Genomic DNA, 17,810 nt, shown 5'->3' with positions numbered 1-17,810 from the left:
ATGTGCGAAAAGGACGCGCCGTCGGGCACGTCCTTTTTTCAGGGGAGCCGCTCCAGCAGCACCACGGCATGGGCGGCCATGCCGGACCCATCCCCGGTGAAGCCCAGATGCTCCTCTGTGGTTGCCTTCACATTCACCCGGTTCGTCTCCACCCCCAGGACGGCGGCGAGATTCGCCTCCATCTCCCGGCGGCAGGGTCCCACTTTTGGGGCCTGTGCGATCAAGGTGGCGTCCACGTTCACCACGGCCCAGCCGCCTTTTTTCAGCAGCGCCGCCACCTGCCGCAGCAGCTCCAGGCTGGAGATGCCGGCATAGCGGGGATCGCTGTCCGGAAACAGCTTGCCGATGTCCCCCAGCTTGGCGGCGCCGCACAGGGCGTCCATCACCGCGTGGGTCAGCACGTCCGCGTCAGAGTGGCCCAGCAGACCTAAGTCCCAGGGGATCTCCACGCCTCCCAGCACCAGCCGCCGCCCCTCCGTCAGCCGGTGGACGTCGTATCCGTGTCCGATCCGCAGATCTGTCATAACCGCTCCTCCCTGTCGTGCAGAATGGCCTCCGCCAGGATCAGGTCCACGGGGGTGGTGATCTTCAGGTTCTCCTCGTCCCCGTCCACTAAGTATACCCGCTTGCCCAGCCGCTCCACGGCGGAACAGTCGTCCGTCACGGGGATGTCCCCCTCGACTGCCGCCTGCAGCGCGGCCTTCAGCAGGCTCCCCTCAAAGATCTGGGGCGTCTGCACCGCCCGCAGGACCGACCGGTCCAATGTCTCCGCCACCGTGCCGTCCTCCCGGACGGACTTGATGGTGTCCTTCACCGCCACCGCCGGAGCCGCCGCGCCGGTCCGGGCCGCCGCCTCCGCCACCGCGTCGATGAGCTCCGGCGTCACCAGGGGGCGGGCGCCGTCCTGCACCGCCAGCAGCTCCATGTCTTCCCCGGCCTCCAGCGCCGCCAGCAGCACAGAGTGGGCCCGGCTCTCTCCGCCCCGGATCACCTTGGTGCACTTGGTGATGCCATAGGTCCTGCACAGCCGGGAGATCTCCAGGAAGTCCTCCTCCCGGGCTGCCACCACGATCTCGTCGATCCGCCTGGCCAGCTGCAGAGCCGTCAGAGTCCTGGCCAGCACGGGGACGCCGTCCAGCGGCTGGAGCAGCTTGTTGACGCCCCCCATGCGGGAGGAGCTGCCCGCTGCCGCCACCAGAGCTGCACAGCGGGGCCGCTGAGCCTCCCGGAACCTCTTGAAAAATGCCATATGATCCGACCTCCCCGGAACGGTTTCCCAATACAGCAGAATGTTCGCGGACGCTGTCCGCGAACACCTTATCCCTGTGGATCCGGCGGCTGGAGCATGGCCCGCTCCACACGCCCCTCCACCTCCTCATAGCCGCTGTCCTCTGCCAGCACCAGCTCCGAGAGCAGGATCTGCCGGGCCGTGTGGAGCATCTTCCGCTCCCCATTGGACAGGCCCCGCTTCCGCTCCCGGAACATCAGTCCCTTGATGACCCGGGCCACCTCGTACAGGTCCCCGCTCTTCATCCGCACCATGTTCTCCCGGTACCGCTTGTTCCAGTTGCTGCTCTCCTCCACCTTCAGCGAGGGGATGGCACTGATCAGCGCCTCCGCCTCCGGCTGCTGGATGATGGAGCGGATCCCAATGGCCTGGCTGTTGGCGGTGGGGATCTTCAGCAGCAGTCCACCCACCGGCATTTTGAACACATAGTAGTCCTGTGTACTCCCCGCGACCTTTTCCTGAACAATGGCGTCGATCACGCCGGCACCGTGCATTGGATGAACGACCAGATCCCCAACGCTGAACATGGTAATCTCCTTCCCATTTCCGCCAGGCGGTGACTGGAACCCGCTCTCTCTATTTCCACTTTTCTGTTTTCACAAATTCCATTATACCGGCTTTTGGGCGTGTTTACAAGCATATTTTTGAAATTTTTTTACTATTGTACGCATCCTCACAGGACTGTGCTCTCCCCGGCGAAACACCGGACACAGGCGGCAAAAGGGTCCGGACGACAGATGCTGCCGTCCGGACCCGGGGGAATAGGAGGTCTCTTTATCTCTTGTTGGAGCGGCGCCAGATGTGCATCTTCTCCGCCGCGGCGATCAGCTCCTCGCGGAACTGGGGATGGGCGATGGCGATGAGGCCCTCAGCCCGCTCCCAGGTGGACTTGCCCTTGGCGTTGAACTTGCCGTACTCGGTGACCACATAGTGGAGGTTGGTGCGGGTGGCGGTGACCACAGAGCCCTCCAGCAGGGTGGGCCGGATGCGGGACTTCAGCTGGCCGGTCTTCTTGTCCATATAGGAGGAGGAGCAGCAGATGAAGCTCTTGCCGCCCTTGGACAGGTAGGCACCCATGACGAAGTCCTGCTGGCCGCCGGCGCCGGAGATGTGGTGGGTGCCGGAGGATTCGGAGGACACCTGACCGTACAGGTCCACGTCCACCGCGCCGTTGATGGAGATGAAGTTGTCGATCTGGGACACCCGGGCGATGTCGTTCACATAGCTGACAGGAGCTGCCATGCAGCCGGGGTTATTGTCGATGAAGTCGTACAGCTTCCGGGTGCCCGCCGCAAAGGCATACGTCTGCCGGCCCCGGTCAAAGGGCTTACGCAGGCCGGTGATGCGGCCTGCCATGGACATGTCCACAAATGCGTCAACATACATCTCCGTGTGCACGCCCAGGTCCTTCAGGTCGCTCTCTGCGATCATCTTGCCGATGGCGTTGGGCATGGAGCCGATGCCCAGCTGCAGGCAGGCGCCGTCGCAGATCTCCGGCACCACCAGATTGGCCACCGCCAGATCCACCTCGCTGGCAGCTCCTCCGCCGCCCAGCTCGTCCAGGATGGGGTTCTCACCCTCCACGATCATATCCACGTCATCAATGTGGATGCAGTTGTCAAAGCCGCCCAGGCAAACGGGCATGTTCTTGTTGACTTCCACGATGACGGTCTTGGCGCACTCGCACACCGCTTTCAGATGGGAGCCGCCGGGGCCGAAGTTGAACCAGCCGTGCTCATCCATGGGAGCTACCTGGAACATGGCCACATCCAGCGTCTTGATGCAGTTGCGGTAATATCCCGGCAGCTCGGAATACCGCAGGGGGATGTAATAGGAGAAGCCCTCGCTGACGGCCTTGCGCTCGATGCCGCTCATGTGCCAGGAGTTCCAGGTGAAATGGTCCGCCGCGCCCGGCACATCGAAAATGGCAGGCCGATGGGTCAGGATGCCGCCCCGGATCTTCACGTCTGTCAGCTGGTCCATCCGGCGGGCCAGCGCTTTGTCCAGCGCATCCGCGGAACAGACGCTCCAGCCGTAGTCCACCCAGTCGCCGGACTGGACGGCCTTGACCGCCTCGTCCGCCGTCGTCAGCTTCTGTTTGTACACTTCCTGGTAGCTCATATCATGTTTCCTCCTGTAATTCCCGATTGTTGTATGATGTCGCCCGCGTTGTATTACGATAGATTGACAAGATTATAACATGCCGCTTCGGGAAAAGCAATCTATTTCGTGAAAATTCTCACAAAATTTTAAAAAGAGAGCCAGGCCCCGCATGGGGTCTGGCTTCTCTCGTGCAATCAAAGGCAGATCACTCCTCCGCGGGAGCCTCTTCCTCCTCCACAGACTCATCAGCCGCGGGGGTCAGCAGGGCGCGGATGGACAGGGAGATCTTCTTTTTCTCCTCGTCGATGGCCGTGATCTTGGCGTCCACGATCTGGCCCTCGGACAGGACGTCCTCAGGCTTGTCAATGCGCCGGTCGGCGATCTGGGAGATGTGGATCAGGCCGTCCACACCGGGAACGACCTCGGCAAATGCGCCGAAGCTCATCAGCTTGACGATGCGGACAGAGGCCACGTCGCCAACCTGATACTTGTCCATGAAAACCTGCCAGGGATCGATGCTGTGGTCCTTCACGCCCAGAGAGATCTTTTTCTTCTCAGGGTCGAAGGAGATGACGTACACATCCAGGGTGTCGCCCACCTTGCAGACCTCAGAGGGGGTCTTGATCCGGCTCCAGCTGAGCTCGGAGATATGTACCATGCCGTCCACGCCGCCGATGTCCACGAACACGCCGTAGCTGGTCATGGACTTGACGGTGCCGGTGTAGTGCTTGCCAACCTCGATGTTGGCCCACAGCTCAGCCTGGGCAGCCTTCCGGGCCTCGTCGGCCACAGAGCGGATGGAGCCCACCACGCGGCGGCGGGCACGGTTGACCTCGGTGATCCGCAGCTGGACCTTCTGCTTCACCATGGCAGACAGATCGGCGCCCCGGGGCTGACCGCTCTGAGAGGCAGGGACGAACACCCGCACGCCCTTGACGGACACCACGATGCCGCCCTTGTTCTCCTCAGTGACAGTGCCCTCCAAGACCGTCTTGTCCTCCACGGCCTGCTCGATGTTCTCCCAGACCTTGGCGGCGTCCAGGCGCTTCTTGGACAGCTCCGCATAGCCCTCCACATCGTTGACCCGGACCACGTAGGTCTCGATCTGGTCGCCCACGTGGACGATGTCCTCGGCCTTGACGTTGGGATCGTCGCTCAGCTCGCTGAGCTTGATGTACGCCGCCTGCTTGGCGCCCACGTCCACCTGTACCTCAGTGGGAGTAATGGCGGTAACGATGCCGGTGACCCGGTCACCGTTATTTAAAGTTTTAAAAGACTGATTCAGTAACTCCTCGAAGGACTCCTCTTTGCCCTCGGCCGCCTTGATTTCTTCGCTCATCGTTGCATATACCTCCTTAATGATGCCCGCAGGCGTGGAGGCGCCAGCCGTAAGACCCGCAACAGAACAACCAGCGAAAAAATCCGGCGAGAGCTCATCCGCGCGTTCGATCTGGACCACACGGGGGCATCTCTTCAAGCAAATTTCCGTCAAATGTTTGGTGTTGGCACTTTTACGGTCTCCCACCACAACCATCACGTCGGCTTTGGCGGCAATTTCAGCCGCCTCAGACTGACGTTCATGCGTAGCAGTACATATTGTATCAAATATTTTTACGTTTGTACACTCTTTTTTTAGGATTTTCCAAGAAGTTTCAAAAAGTTTACGGATGCAGGTAGTCTGAGCCACTGCGGTGACAGGGATTTCCCGGTTTTTTTCATCCTCCGCCAGCCAGGCCTCCACAGCCTCCGGCCCGTCGAACACCAGGGGATCGCGGCACCAGCTGGCCACGCCCATCACCTCCGGATGGCGCGGCTCGCCGATGATCACCGGACGACGGCCCTCCGCCTCCGCCTGGGCAACCAGCCGCTGGATGCGGCACACGTTGGGGCAGGTGGCGTTGATGCAACGGATGCCCCGCCGGTCCAGGTCGTCCAGCACGGACTTCAGCTCTCCGTGGGACCGGATCACCACCGTGTCTCCGGCCTTCAGGCTGCCGGGGTCCTCCGTCCGCCGGACGCCCCGGCGGGCCAGGTCCTCCACCACATGAGAGTTGTGGATCAGGTCTCCCAGCATCCAGCAGCCGCCGGTCTCCTCTCCGGTCCGCTCCGCCAGCTCCACCGCCCGGCGCACTCCGTAGCAGAAGCCGGCGCTCTTTGCCAGAAGAACGGTCATCAGGTCTCCCTCCCCAGGGCGTAGGCCCGGCGCAGGACCTCGTCGGCGATGGCCTGGACCTCCTCCGGCGAAGGTCTGCGGCTGGCGGCATCCGGCCGGTAGGCCTGGCCGAAGATGATGCGGGTCCGGCGGAAGATCCGCTTGTTCCCCTCCACATACACCGGCACGAACTGCGCCCCGGAGCGGATGCCGATGACGGCCACGCCGCCCTTGGCGGGCAGATCCCCCTCGTGCTCCACCCGGGTGCCCTCCGGGAAGATCAGCAGATTGTCCCCGCTCTTGATGGCCTTCAGGGCGTTTTTCACCGCCTCGATGTCCCCTTCCCCCCGGTCCACGGGGAAGGCGCCCAGCTTCCGCAGCACCCAGTCAAAAACCTTGTTGCAGAACAGCTCCTTCTTCGCCATGATGTGGAGCCGGTAGTTCACCGGCACCTTCAGAGCCACCAGCACCGGGTCCCAGTTGCTGTTGTGATTGGGGCACAGCAGGGCGCCGTGCTCCGGCAGATTCTCCCGCCCGATGACGGTGACCGGGTGGAGGATGTTCGCCACCAAAGTCACCAGATAGTAGACGAATACGAAAAAACCGTTCAGCGGTCTCTTCTCCTGGACCTCTTTCTTCTCTTCGTTCATAGCCCAGCCCTTTCCCGGATGATCCGCAGCAGGGCTTCCTCGCTCTGCGTAAAATCCAGCTCCGTGGTATCCAGCAGCACCGCGTCCTCCGCCTGCCGCAGGGGCGCGGCGGCCCGGTGCGTGTCGTTCCAGTCCCGCTCCTGAATGGCGCGGAGGATGTCCTCGTAGGGCTCCGGAGTCCCCCGCTGCTGCAGTTCCAGCATCCTGCGCCGGGCCCTCTCCTCTGCAGAGGCGGTGAGGAACACCTTCACCTCCGCATCCGGCAGCACCACGGTGCCGATGTCCCGGCCATCCATGATGACACTGTGCTCCCGGGCCAGGCGCCGCTGCATCTCCAGCAGATACGCCCGGACCTCCGGATAGGCGGACACCACGGAGGCATACCGAGAGATCTCCGGCAGACGGATCTCCGCCGTCACGTCCTCTCCGTTCAGCTCCATGTGCTGTAATCCGTCGGCCCCGTAGGTCAGCCCGATGTCCAGCGCCGGCAGCGCCGCCACCACAGCGGCCCGGTCCCCGGGGTCAATGTCCCGCCGCCGGACGGCACAGCCGATGGTCCGGTAGATGGCCCCGGTGTCCACATATAAAAAGTTCAGCCTGGCGGCCGCGCTCCGGGCCAGGGTGCTCTTCCCCGCGCCGGAGGGGCCGTCGATGGCCACGCGAATGGTCTTGGTCATGTGTCCTCTTCCTCTTGTCCGGATGGGGCCTGCTCCGCCGCGGCCATCCCCGCCGCCCGGCCGGTGGCCCAGGCGATCTGCAGGTTGAAGCCGCCGGTGTAGGCGTCCACATCCATGATTTCTCCCGCAAAGTATAATCCCTTTACAAGCTTTGACGCCATTGTTTTGGGGTCGATTTCCCCGATCTTCACCCCGCCGGAGGTGACGATGGCATCCGTCACCGGGCAGGGCCCCGCGATGTCCACGGAGAAGTGCTTGAGCACCTGGCCCAGCCGCCGCCGCTGCTCCCGCGTCACGTCGTGGACCTTCTCATGAGGCGGGATCTCCGTCCGCTCCACCACGGCGCCGATCAGCTTCTGGGGCAGCAGGTCGTCCAGGGCATTGCAGAAGTCGTGGTTTGCGTACTTCTCAAAGTCCCGCAGCAGCCGCTTGTCCAGTGCCTGTTCGTCCAGAGCCGGCTTCAGATCGATCTCCAGCCGATAGGTTTTCTTGTCAAAGTGCCGCATGTGGGCGGAGGCCGACAGCACCAGTGGTCCGCTGACGCCGAAGTGGGTAAACAGCAGCTCCCCGAAGTCCGTGTAAATTTTCTTTTTGTCCTCAAACACCGTCAGACCCACATTCCGCAGGCTCAGGCCCTGGAGGGTCCTCCCAAGGCCATAGTCCCGCAGGGGCACCAGAGAGCCCCGGAGGGGCGTCACCGTGTGGCCCGCCTCCCGGGCCATCCGATGCCCCTCACCGGTGGAGCCGGTGGCGGGATAGCTGACGCCGCCGGTGGCCAGGATCACCGCTCCGGCGGGATAGATGCCGTGCGCTCCCCGGACAGCCGTGACGGCACCGGAGGTGATCTCCAGCGCCATCGCCCGGTCCCGGGCCAGACGGACCCGCAGGGCCTTCAGCCGCCGCTCCAGTGCGGCACTGACGTCAAAGGCCCGGTCGCTGACAGGGAATACCCGGTTTCCCCGCTCTGTTTTCAATGGTACGCCCAGGGCCTCAAAAAACGTCATAGCATCCCGGCCATCAAAGCGGGAAAAGGCACTGTAAAGGAATTTTCCATTCCGGGGCACATTGGCCAGCAGCGTCTGTGTGTCCGCGTTGTTGGTGACGTTGCACCGGCCCTTGCCGGTGATGTTCAGCTTTTTGCCCAGCCGCTCATTGGGTTCCAGCAGCGTCACAGACGCGCCCCGCTCCGCCGCCGCGATGGCGGCCATCATGCCGGCGGCGCCGCCGCCCACCACCACGATCGTCTCACTCATCGTCCATCTTCCCAAACACGCCGTACTTGTTCCAGATGTCCTCCAGGTCCGCGAAGGTGCGGGAGACATCCGTCCCCATCCGGCGGCCCACGGCGATCAGCAAAGCGTTGATGAGAGACAGCGGCGCCACCATGGAGTCCACGAAGGAGATCATCTCGCTGGGCGCCAGCAGAGCGGCATCCGCCATCTGGTAGACTGGAGAAAGCTCGTTGTCCGTCACCGCCACGATGGTGGCCCCCCGGTCCTGAGCGAACTTCACGGTGTTCATGGTGACCTTGGAGTACCGGGGAAAGCTGATGGCGATCATCACATCCCCGGGGCCGATCCGCAGCAGCTGCTCAAAGATCTCGCCGGCGGCGTTGGACTGCACCAGCGTCACGTTGCCGGTGAGCAGGTGGAGGTAAAAGTTCAGATACCCCGCCACGAAGTAAGAGCTCCGGGTCCCCAGAATGTAGATATGCCGGGCTCCCAGGATGAGGTCCACCGCCTTGCTGAACTCCGTCCGGTCCGCCTCGTCGGACACCATCCGCAGCTTGTCCATGTCGGACTGGATCACGGCAGTCAGCACATCCTGGCCGCCGAATTGATCGTCCGCCGCCTGGATGCGCTGGGTGGAGGTCAGGCGGCTGCGGATCATCTCCTGCAGCGCCCGCTGCATGCTGGGATACCCGTCGTATCCCAGCTCCGAGGCAAACCGTACCACCGTGGACTCGCTGACGCCGGAGAGCTTCCCCAGCTTGCTGGCGGTCATGAAAGCCGCCTTGTCGGAATTCTGCAGGATGTAATTGGCGATCCGCTTCTGTCCCTTGGAAAATGTGGACATGTTGCTCTCGATCATATGTAAGATGCTCTTTGCCACTGCTGTTTCCTCCGAATGCGGTCCCACAGGGGCCGCAGTTTCCCTTCAGCTGCGGAGCACAGTGCTCCGCAGCACGCTCCGAAGGGGTCCGCACCTGCTCCAAAGGCAGAAACGGTATCTAGTTGTCCCAGCGGTGGTCCCGCAGGGACCAAGCCGGACGCCTTTTCGGAGCGGTCAAAGGTGCAATAGACGCTTCGCGGCTATTGTACCACAGATCCGCAAAATTTCAAATGCTTTGCGGGAATTTCCTGCCCATGAAAAAGCCGCTGCCTCAGCAGCGGCCGGGGAGCGCCCTGTCAGGGCGCCGTTCCCAGGGCCTTTACCTCGTCCGAAGTGAGCTGCCGCCATCTGCCGGCCGGAAGATCTCCCAGCTCCAGCTCTCCCTCCCGCACCCGGCGCAGGCGTTTTACCGTCAGGCCGCACTGGGCGCACATCCGGCGGACCTGCCGGTTCTTCCCCTCATGGATGGTCACCGCCAGAAGCGCCGTCCTTGCGGTCTGCCGCAGGACCTCCACCCGGGCGGGGCGGATGGGCTCCCCCTCCAGGTCTGTGACGGCCGCCAGCCGGGCAGCCGCGCCGGCCACCGGGCCGAACACGGAGACATGGTACGTCTTTTCCACCTCGTGCCTCGGGTGCAGCAGATGCTGGGCCCAGGCGCCGTCGTTGGTCAGCAGCAGCAGGCCCTCGGAGTCCAGGTCCAGCCGCCCCACGGGATACACCCGCGTGCCGCAGTCCGCCACCAGCTCCGCCACGGTCTTTCTCCCCTTCTCGTCAGAGAGAGTGGACACGTATCCCCGGGGCTTGTTCAGCAGGATGTACACCGGCGTCGCCCGGGGCGCCAGGGGCCGGCCATCCACCAGGATCTCGTCCCGGTCCGGGTCCGCCTTCTGGCCCAGCCGGGCCGTCTCGCCGTTCACCGTCACCCGTCCGGCAGCGAGGTAGTCTTCCGCCGTCCGCCGGGAGCAGACCCCCGCGGCGGACAGCAGCTTCTGCAGTCGTTCTTCCATCTTGTCCTCTCTATCCCGGCAGTCCCTGCTTCAAAATACTCAGGGCGCTCTCCATCCGGGGCGCCACATCGGCGCCGCACAGCAGCGCCACCCGGCCCACCTCTTTTCCGTTGACGGAGAACATCGCCTCTCCGGCCCGGTCTCCGGCCCGGACAGGAGCCCGCAGGGTGCCGTCCAGCTCCACATCCATCTCCAGGGTCTCCCCCTCCGCCAGGGGCCAGGCAAAGCTGTCCGCCGCCACCAGGGGCACCGCGGCGTTCAGGCCGTTCTCCACCGCCGCCCGCTGGATGGTCTGGCCCAGAGAGGCCCCCAGCTTCGCCGGGTAGGTGGAGAAGCCGTACTCATACAGCGCCGCATGGTCTGCCCAGTCATTGCCGTCCTGGAGGGTCACCGCCACCAGCCGCTGCCCCGCCCGCTCCGCGCAGCTCACCAGCGTCCGGCCCGCCGCCATGGTGTAGCCGGTCTTCAGGCCGATGCACCCCTCCACCTGGCTCAGCAGCTTGTTATGGTTGGTCATGGTCCGGCCGCCGATGGTAACGCTGCGGGTGGAGGCCATCCGCACCAGCGTCTCGTTCTCCACCGCCGCACAGGCCAGAAGGGCCATGTCCCGGGCCGTGGAGTAGTGGTCCTCGTCATCCAGCCCGTTGGGGTTGGCAAAGGAGGAGTGCTCCATTCCGATGTCCCGGGCCGTCTCGTTCATCAGGTCCGCGAATTTCTCCTGGCTGCCGCTGATGTGCTCCGCGATGGCCACGGCGGCATCGTTGCCGGAGCACAGCAGCAATCCGTACAGCAGCGTCTCCAGCGTCAGCTGCTCCCCCACCTTCAGATACATGGAGGACCCCTCGGTGTATGCCGCCTCCCGGGAGACGGTGACCACGTCGTTCAGGTCTCCCTCCCGGATGGCCACCAGGGCCGTCAGGATCTTGGTGGTGCTGGCGATCAGCATCTTCGCGTCGGCGTTCTGCTCATACAGCACCCGGCCGCTGTCCACGTCCATCAGAATGGCAGAAGACGCGGAAGTACTGACTGCGTGTGCCTGACAAGGGAATAGACTGAACAGGGCCGCCAAGGCGATTCCAAAGGCGGCCAGCCGCCGGAGCAGGGTCTGCAACTCCCATCACCTCATTCGTTTGGTGATGGTAGTATAACCCGTTTACTGTGGTTCTTTTTCTTCCTTCTTGTCGAAATATTTTTCCACTTTGTCCACCAGGTCCGGCATCATCTCCACCACCCGGTCCAGGGTGGTCATGGGAGGCATGGCCACCGGCAGCACCCGGGTGGAGCCCTCCCGGATCACCAGGAACGCCACCGGCTCGATCTTCACGCCGGCGCCGCTGCCGCCGCCGAAGTCCTTGGGCTGGACCTTGCCGTAGTCGGCTCCGCCGCAGCCGAAGCCCATGCTCACCCGGGAGATGGGGATCAGCGTCACGCCGTCCGGCGTGGTGATAGGCTGGCCCACAATGGTGTTGGTGTCCGCCATTTCGCGGATCTTGTCCATCGTGGAGCGCATCAGGTCACTGAGGGGTCTCTTCTTGTCCATTGTCTCGTCCATGGGTACCATCCTTTCTCGTCACGCGGCGTGAGGACCTGCCGCCTTGCTGTCTGTCGTATCGGGTCTGGGCGGCTGCTGCCGCTGTTTCCGCTTCAAATACCGCCGCAGCCAACCGATGGCGGGCAGCGCCAGCTGCGCTCCTACGGCGATCAGCGTCCCCAGCCGGATGGAGAGGCCCAGCTCTCCCTCTGCCCGGGTCTTTGCCGCGTCAAAATCAATGCCAAGGTGGATCGCCGGATCCGGGATCACCAGCAGCTGTTCCAGAGCCGGCATCCCGGTCCAGATCAGGGCGTGGAGGCCGCCGTACAGCTCCGCGGCTGCGGCAGGGTCCTCCGCCCCGCCCAGCGTCACCGCCAGCCGCAGCGGCTGGATCCGAATGCCCCGCCGGGTGCGGCGCAGCGCCTTTTTCGAGGCGGGCCACAGCGTCTCCACGGCGTCCCGGATGTCCGCCAGCGTGGGCTTCGGGACTTTTTTGGCCGCCTCCGCCAGATCCTTGGGCTCCTTCTTAGGTTTTCCCGTTTTTTTCGGTTCTCCCGCCGTTTTTTTTGTCTCTTTGTCCGGTGTCAGCCGGATGCGGAAGGGGCCAATGGTCAGGTCCGCTGTTGCCCGGCCGCTGCCGAAGGCCGCATACAGCCCAAGCCGCAGCCGCCAGATCACGATCGCCAGCGCCAGCAGGACCGTCAGTGTGATCCACAGTGCAGGCAAGCTCCGTCACCTCCCGGTGTCGTCTGAAAAGGTCTCAGGCCTCTGTGTTTTCCTCTTCTGCCGGGTCGTCCGCCGTCTCCGGCGTGTCAGCGCCGGTGACAGCCGCCGTGTCCGCCGGGTCCACGATCTGCCCGTCCTCGCTGATCCGCATCTGGCCCTCGCCGCCCAGGTCCGGCAGCTCCGGCAGGTCGTCCAGGCTGGTCAGGTGGAAGGCCCGGAGGAACTGCTTGGTGGTCCGGTATAGGTGGGGCCGGCCCGGCACCTGCAGCCGGCCGCACTCCTCGATGAGCTTCCGGTCCAGCAGCAGGCTGATGGTATAGGCGCTGTCCACGCCCCGGATCTGGTCCACATAGGCCCGGGTGGTGGGCTGGTAGTAGGCGATGATGGTCAGCACCTCCAGCGCCGGCTGGCTGAGCTTGGCGGGCTTGCGGATCTCAAAGGCCCGCCGGATGACGTCCGCGTAGTCCGGCGCCGAGCACAGCTGCCAGGTGTCCTCCATATGCAGCAGCCGGATGCCCCGGCGCTCATAGGCGTAATAGTCCATCAGCTTCTGGAGCACCTGCTCCACCGTGGGGCGGTCCATCTCCAGGGCCACGCAGATCCGATCCGTCTGCACCGGCTCCCCGGAGGCGAACAGGATGCCCTCCACCGCGGACTCGATCTCTTTCATCTCCATCTTGAAATGATCCTCTCTCACAATTTCAGATCGCCGGGCATCTCCCGCTCCTGCCGGACAGTGCAGTCCGTCTCAGATCCCGCCAAATGCAGGATGCGGGCCCGGCACAGCTCCAGCACCGCCAGGAAGGTAGCCACCACCTCGCTGCGGCTGCGGCTGCCCCGGAACAGCAGAAGGAACCGGGTGACGCCCTGATGCTTCAGCCGGCTCAGGATCTCCCGGGCCTTGCTCTCCACGGGATAGGGCTCGTGCTGGACGATGTCGGAGAAAGCGGACCGGGGCGGCGGCAGGGACCGCTCCGCCCGGCTCTGGATCTCCGCCATGGCCAGGATCAGGTCCGCCGGGGCCTGGTCGTACGCAAAGATCTTGCCCCGCTTCACCGGCTCCGGCGGACGGGTGAGGATGTTCCGGCCGAACTCCCCCATGGGCGCCAGCCGGGCAGCCATGGTCTTGACCTTGGCGTAGTTCTCGTTGCGCTTCCGCTCCTCCAGGGAGGCGATCAGGGCGTCCATTTCGCTCTGGGCCTCCTCATCCTCGATGGAGAGCAGCATCCGGGTCTTGATGTACACCAGCTGGGAGGCCATGGTGACGAACTCACTGGCCACCTCCAGGTCCAGCTCCTGCCGCCGGGCCAGCCAGACCATGTACTGGTCGCAGATCAGGGAGATGGAGATGTCCTGGATCTCCATCTTGTTCTTGCCCAGCAGGTACAGGATCAGGTCCAGGGGGCCCTCAAAGTCCTGCATCTCCTCTTCCGCCTTGCTGCGGACCACTTTTTCCAGTTTGAATACGGGGTTCTCCAAACCGTTCACCTCAGCCAAAAAACAATGTCAGCAGAGCGCTGTACACCCCCAGGATGCCCCGGGAGATCAGACTGCTGCCGATGCCTGCAAAGGACAGCACCAGCAGCACCAGGATGCCGTACCGCTCATAGCGCATCAGCGCAATGTACTGCCGGTCCGGCAGAAACGCCGCCAGGACCTTGGAGCCGTCCAGGGGCGGAATGGGGATCAAATTGAACAGCCCCAGGCCAATGGAGAGGGGTGCCAGCGTGTACAGGCAGAAGCTGAACACCACATCCATCGCTGCAGAATAAGGTGCGTAAAGGTAGATCACCTTACTGATCAGCATAGCCGCAACCGCCAACAGCAGGTTGGAGACAGGCCCCGCCAGAGCGGTCAGCGCCATGCCCTGCTTTGGCTTTTTGAAGTATCGGAGATCCACCGGCACCGGCTTGGCCCAGCCGAACCCGGCCACGAACATCATCAGCAGCCCCAGCCAGTCGATGTGCCGCAGGGGATTCAAACTCAGCCGGTGCATGGACTTGGCGGTGGGGTCCCCCAGGGCCAGGGCCGCCAGGCCGTGGCAGGTCTCGTGGACCGTCAGGCAGAGAAAAATCGCGGCCACCCGCAGCACCGCATCCATCAGCGATGTCAGATCCAGTGCGGCAAGCAGGCCCTGTAAATAGTGCAGCATACAGTTCTCCCAATGATCATAACCCAAAAGATAGGAGTATTATACCAGTTTTTCCCCTGCAATACAAGGCAAATCACCGGATTTCCGCGCATTCGCCTCTGCCGTGCCGGAATGCCGTGAAGAGTGCGGTCCTGTCCGCACAAAAGGCGCCCCGCCGAGGCGGGGCGCCTTTTACAGACGTTAGAACACAGGGTGCTGATAAGGCGCCGGCTCCGGCCCGCAGTAGAGGCCGTAGGCGTCGCAGATCCAGTAGGAGCCGTCGGGCATAGGGACCCGGCACCACTGGTGGCTCCACTGGTTTTCGTTCACATGCTCATAGGGGATGCCCAGCATGTTCAGGCACAGGCCCGTGGCCCGGGTACAGCCGGCACAGGAGGAGACGCCTGTCACAAAGTAGCCGTAAGGGTCGTTGTAGTGGGGCGCAGAGGTGGAGTAGGTCACCTGTCCGCTGTCCGCCATGTACCGCAGCGCCACCGCGATGCCGTACAGCTGCTCCTCCCGGCTCAGATCCGCCAGGGGCTCTACCACCTGCCGGGCCGCGTCGTAGGCCGCCTGAAACTCCGCATCCGTACAGCTCTTCTTCAGGCTGGACCGATTCTGGAGCTGGCTGATGGCCACCGGCTGGAAGGGTGCCTTCTCCAGAGTCACGGCTTTGCGCAGAGACGCATCCGCCATCCGGCCGATCAGGGCCGCAGCGGCACCCCGGGTGATGTAGCTGAAGGGGGCGAATGTCCCGTAGCTGTCGTTTCCGGTGAGCACACCTGCGTCGTACAGCCGATAGACCGCCTCCGCGTAGCTGGCATCCACGGGCACATCGGGGATGGCGCCCTCCTCGATGTTGCTGATCACCGGCAGCGCCTCATCCGGCAGGGCGCTGCTGAGGATCATGGCAAAGCCCGCCCGGGAGATAGGCACGTCGTAGGCATCGTATTTCCAGAGGATGCCGTTATCGGCAGCATAGTCCAGATAGGGCTGGTACCAGGGGGAACCGGAAGAAAACTCCGTGCCGTCCCCGGTGTAGCCGCTGTGGAGCCGGCAGGCCATAACGATGGTCTGGGCCACAGTGACACTGCTGGCCGTGTCAAAATACGTATCGCTCTTGCCGCCCATGATGCCGTATTCATAAGCGGTCTGCACATTGTCGGCGCACCAGAGGTCCGCCGGCACGTCTGTGAACTGTCCGGGCGTGTAGGTGTTGACTTTTTCAAACCCACCTGCCGCCAGTGCGGGGATGCTCAGAGAGAAAATCAATGCCGTTGCCGCAAAACAGGAAATGATCTTTTTCACAGTGCTCCCTCCTCTTTTCAGGGCCAGGCCCTTCTGGCTCCCATTTTACCGCAGTTCCATAATTTGTCAATTCCCCTTTTGTCCGGAGCGGAGCAGAAACAAACGGAGCGGGTGCTTTCGCACCCGCTCCTGTCGGTTCAAAAATCAGCCGTTGCCCTTCACCATGGAGGCGATCTCCGCGGCGAAGTTCTCCTGCTTCTTCCGCCCCACAGGGCCTCCGGTCCTGCGGGGGCCCCTGATTTGATTTTGGTCGGCCAGGCGAAGCCCGGCCTCCCCAAGGTTTTGCTCCGCAAAACGCTTGTACGCCGCAGATGCGGCGGCCAGGCCCTTGGCCCGGCTGCATCGAGAAGAAGCAAACGGAGCGGATGCTTTCGCATCCGCTCCTGTCGGTTCAAAAATCAGCCGTTGCCCTTCACCATGGAGGCGATCTCCGCAGCGAAGTTCTCCTGCTTCTTCTCGATGCCCTCGCCCTTCTCGAAGCGGACGGCATCCTTGAAGGACACCTTGCCGCCCAGCGCCTTGGCGGAGGACTCGATATACTTCTCCACAGACATGGAGCCGTCCTTCACGAACTCCTGCTGCAGCAGGCAGTTCTCGGAGTAGAACTTGTTCAGCTTGCCCAGGACGATCTTCTCCCGCACGGCCTCGGGCTTGGAGGCCATCTTGGGATCGTTCTCCATCTGGACCATCATGATCTTCTTCTCCTCGTCCAGGACGTCCTGGCCCACCTGGGACTTGTCCCAGAAGCGGGGGTTCAGAGCGGCGATCTGCATGGCCACGTCCTTGCCGATCTCCTCCACCTTCTCGGCGGGCAGATCGGTCTCCAGGTTCACCAGCACGCCGATCTTGCCGCCGGCGTGGACATAGGGAACGGAGACGCCTTCAGCAAAGCGGGCGAACCGGCGGACCTTGATGTTCTCGCCGATCACCAGCACCATCTCCTGCTGCTGCTGGGTGACAGTCATGTCGGTGCCGTCGTACTTGCACTCCATCAGAGCGTCCAGGTCGGCGGGGTTCGCCTTGGCCACAGTGGCGGCCACGCCCTTGACGAAATTCACAAACTTCTCGTTCTTGCCCACGAAGTCGGTCTCGGCATTGACCTCGACCACCACGCCCACGCCGTCGATGACGGCGGCATAGGCCATGCCCTCGGCGGCGATGCGGCCGGCCTTCTTGGCGGAGGCGGCCATGCCCTTCTCGCGCAGCCACTCCACGGCCTTGTCCATGTCGCCGTCGGTGGCGGTCAGCGCCTTCTTGCAATCCATCATGCCCACGCCGGTCATTTCGCGCAGGTTCTTTACATCAGCTGCGGTAAAAGCCATTTTGAATTCCTCCAAACAGATTTGGTTTCTTCAGAAAAATGCGCGCAGATCACTCAGCGTCAGCGGAAGCGGTCTCCTCAGCGGCGGCCTCCTCGGTCTGTTCGCCCTGCTTGCCCTCCAGCACGGCGTTGGCCATGATGGAAGAGATCAGCTTGATGGCGCGGATGGCGTCGTCGTTGCCGGGGATCACATAGTCGATCTCGTCGGGATCGCAGTTGGTGTCGGCGATGGCCACCACGGGGATGCCCAGCTTGTGGGCCTCGGCGATGGCGTTGCGCTCCTTGCGGGTGTCCACGATGAACAGGGCGCCGGGCAGCTTCTTCATGTCCTTCACGCCGCCCAGGTACTTCTCCAGCTTGGCGATCTCGCCCAGGTGCTTCATGACTTCCTTCTTGGGCAGCATGTCGAAGGTGCCGTCGGCCTGCATGGTCTTCAGCTGGTTCAGACGGTCCACGCGGGTGCGCATGGTCTTGAAGTTGGTCATCATGCCGCCCAGCCACCGGGCGTTCACATAGAACTGGCCGCAGCGGGTGGCCTCCTCGCGGATGGCCTCCTGGGCCTGCTTCTTGGTGCCCACGAACAGCAGGGACTGGCCGCTCTCCGCCAGGGAGCGGACGAAGTTATAGGCCTCCTCCAGCTTGCGGACGGTCTTCTGCAGGTCCACGATATAGATGCCGTTGCGCTCCGTGTAGATATAGGGAGCCATCTTGGGGTTCCAACGGCGGGTCTGGTGACCGAAGTGGACGCCCGCCTCCAGCAGGGCCTTCATGGATACGACGCTAGAATTTGCCATAGTTGTGTGT

19 protein-coding genes are annotated in these 17,810 nt (G+C 63.3%); all 19 read right to left on the bottom strand.

The features are described 5' to 3' along the window. Positions 1-38: 38 nt before the first annotated feature. Positions 39-524 carry a 2-C-methyl-D-erythritol 2,4-cyclodiphosphate synthase gene (gene ispF / locus H9X91_RS05055; RefSeq protein WP_204803170.1) on the bottom strand — a complete coding sequence of 162 codons (486 nt, stop codon included), beginning with the start codon at positions 522-524 and terminating at the stop codon, positions 39-41. Beyond that, the gene (gene ispD, locus H9X91_RS05050; RefSeq protein WP_204803168.1) at positions 521-1,249 is read right to left on the bottom strand and encodes a 2-C-methyl-D-erythritol 4-phosphate cytidylyltransferase; all 729 of its coding nucleotides are present in this window, start codon (positions 1,247-1,249) and stop codon (positions 521-523) included. The genes ispF and ispD overlap by 4 nt, the downstream gene beginning before the upstream one ends. A gap of 68 nt (positions 1,250-1,317) precedes the next feature. Beyond that, on the bottom strand, positions 1,318-1,815 hold the full coding sequence (locus H9X91_RS05045) for a CarD family transcriptional regulator (protein WP_204803166.1): 498 nt from the start codon (positions 1,813-1,815) through the stop codon (positions 1,318-1,320). A gap of 247 nt (positions 1,816-2,062) precedes the next feature. Continuing rightward, positions 2,063-3,409 carry a butyryl-CoA:acetate CoA-transferase gene (locus H9X91_RS05040; RefSeq protein ID WP_204803164.1) on the bottom strand — a complete coding sequence of 449 codons (1,347 nt, stop codon included), beginning with the start codon at positions 3,407-3,409 and terminating at the stop codon, positions 2,063-2,065. A 187-nt stretch (positions 3,410-3,596) separates the two neighbouring features. Next, positions 3,597-5,564, bottom strand: a complete 1,968-nt coding sequence (locus H9X91_RS05035) for a bifunctional 4-hydroxy-3-methylbut-2-enyl diphosphate reductase/30S ribosomal protein S1 (protein WP_204803162.1) — start codon at positions 5,562-5,564, stop codon at positions 3,597-3,599. Further along, positions 5,564-6,193: a lysophospholipid acyltransferase family protein gene (locus tag H9X91_RS05030; protein ID WP_204803160.1), complete on the bottom strand. Its 630-nt coding sequence runs from the start codon at positions 6,191-6,193 to the stop codon at positions 5,564-5,566. The genes H9X91_RS05035 and H9X91_RS05030 overlap by 1 nt, the downstream gene beginning before the upstream one ends. Beyond that, positions 6,190-6,870 (bottom strand): (d)CMP kinase, encoded by a 681-nt coding sequence (cmk, locus tag H9X91_RS05025; protein WP_204803158.1) that lies wholly within the window; start codon positions 6,868-6,870, stop codon positions 6,190-6,192. Before cmk ends, H9X91_RS05030 begins: the two co-directional genes overlap by 4 nt. Next, positions 6,867-8,123: a BaiN/RdsA family NAD(P)/FAD-dependent oxidoreductase gene (locus H9X91_RS05020; RefSeq protein ID WP_204803156.1), complete on the bottom strand. Its 1,257-nt coding sequence runs from the start codon at positions 8,121-8,123 to the stop codon at positions 6,867-6,869. Before H9X91_RS05020 ends, cmk begins: the two co-directional genes overlap by 4 nt. Beyond that, complete coding sequence (locus tag H9X91_RS05015) at positions 8,116-8,982, bottom strand: SIS domain-containing protein (protein ID WP_204803154.1); 867 nt, start codon at positions 8,980-8,982, stop codon at positions 8,116-8,118. The genes H9X91_RS05020 and H9X91_RS05015 overlap by 8 nt, the downstream gene beginning before the upstream one ends. A gap of 296 nt (positions 8,983-9,278) precedes the next feature. Beyond that, complete coding sequence (locus tag H9X91_RS05010) at positions 9,279-9,989, bottom strand: pseudouridine synthase (RefSeq protein ID WP_204803152.1); 711 nt, start codon at positions 9,987-9,989, stop codon at positions 9,279-9,281. Positions 9,990-9,999: 10 nt separating this feature from the next. Continuing rightward, the gene (locus H9X91_RS05005; RefSeq protein ID WP_243414427.1) at positions 10,000-11,100 is read right to left on the bottom strand and encodes a D-alanyl-D-alanine carboxypeptidase family protein; all 1,101 of its coding nucleotides are present in this window, start codon (positions 11,098-11,100) and stop codon (positions 10,000-10,002) included. A 42-nt stretch (positions 11,101-11,142) separates the two neighbouring features. Next, positions 11,143-11,541, bottom strand: a complete 399-nt coding sequence (gene ytfJ, locus H9X91_RS05000) for a GerW family sporulation protein (RefSeq protein WP_204803150.1) — start codon at positions 11,539-11,541, stop codon at positions 11,143-11,145. A gap of 18 nt (positions 11,542-11,559) precedes the next feature. Then, the gene (locus tag H9X91_RS04995) at positions 11,560-12,246 is read right to left on the bottom strand and encodes a DUF2953 domain-containing protein (protein WP_204803148.1); all 687 of its coding nucleotides are present in this window, start codon (positions 12,244-12,246) and stop codon (positions 11,560-11,562) included. A gap of 34 nt (positions 12,247-12,280) precedes the next feature. Continuing rightward, a complete protein-coding gene (gene scpB, locus H9X91_RS04990; protein WP_204803146.1) occupies positions 12,281-12,922 on the bottom strand; it encodes an SMC-Scp complex subunit ScpB in 642 nt (213 codons plus the stop codon). A gap of 17 nt (positions 12,923-12,939) precedes the next feature. Next, positions 12,940-13,725 (bottom strand): segregation and condensation protein A, encoded by a 786-nt coding sequence (locus H9X91_RS04985; protein WP_204803144.1) that lies wholly within the window; start codon positions 13,723-13,725, stop codon positions 12,940-12,942. A gap of 10 nt (positions 13,726-13,735) precedes the next feature. After that, positions 13,736-14,398: a site-2 protease family protein gene (locus tag H9X91_RS04980; RefSeq protein ID WP_204803142.1), complete on the bottom strand. Its 663-nt coding sequence runs from the start codon at positions 14,396-14,398 to the stop codon at positions 13,736-13,738. 180 nt (positions 14,399-14,578) lie between these two features. After that, positions 14,579-15,685, bottom strand: a complete 1,107-nt coding sequence (locus H9X91_RS04975; protein ID WP_204803140.1) for an S-layer homology domain-containing protein — start codon at positions 15,683-15,685, stop codon at positions 14,579-14,581. A gap of 398 nt (positions 15,686-16,083) precedes the next feature. Then, positions 16,084-17,007, bottom strand: a complete 924-nt coding sequence (gene tsf, locus H9X91_RS04970; RefSeq protein ID WP_204803138.1) for a translation elongation factor Ts — start codon at positions 17,005-17,007, stop codon at positions 16,084-16,086. A 49-nt stretch (positions 17,008-17,056) separates the two neighbouring features. Beyond that, a complete protein-coding gene (gene rpsB / locus H9X91_RS04965; RefSeq protein WP_204803136.1) occupies positions 17,057-17,800 on the bottom strand; it encodes a 30S ribosomal protein S2 in 744 nt (247 codons plus the stop codon). Between the last annotated feature and the right edge of the window lie 10 nt (positions 17,801-17,810).

It is taken from the genome of Oscillibacter valericigenes, assembly GCF_016902445.1.
Classification (GTDB): Bacteria; Bacillota; Clostridia; order Oscillospirales; family Oscillospiraceae; genus Oscillibacter; species Oscillibacter avistercoris.
The sequence above is the reverse complement of the archived record's forward strand: the minus strand, read 5'-3'. Positions and strand labels throughout refer to the sequence as shown.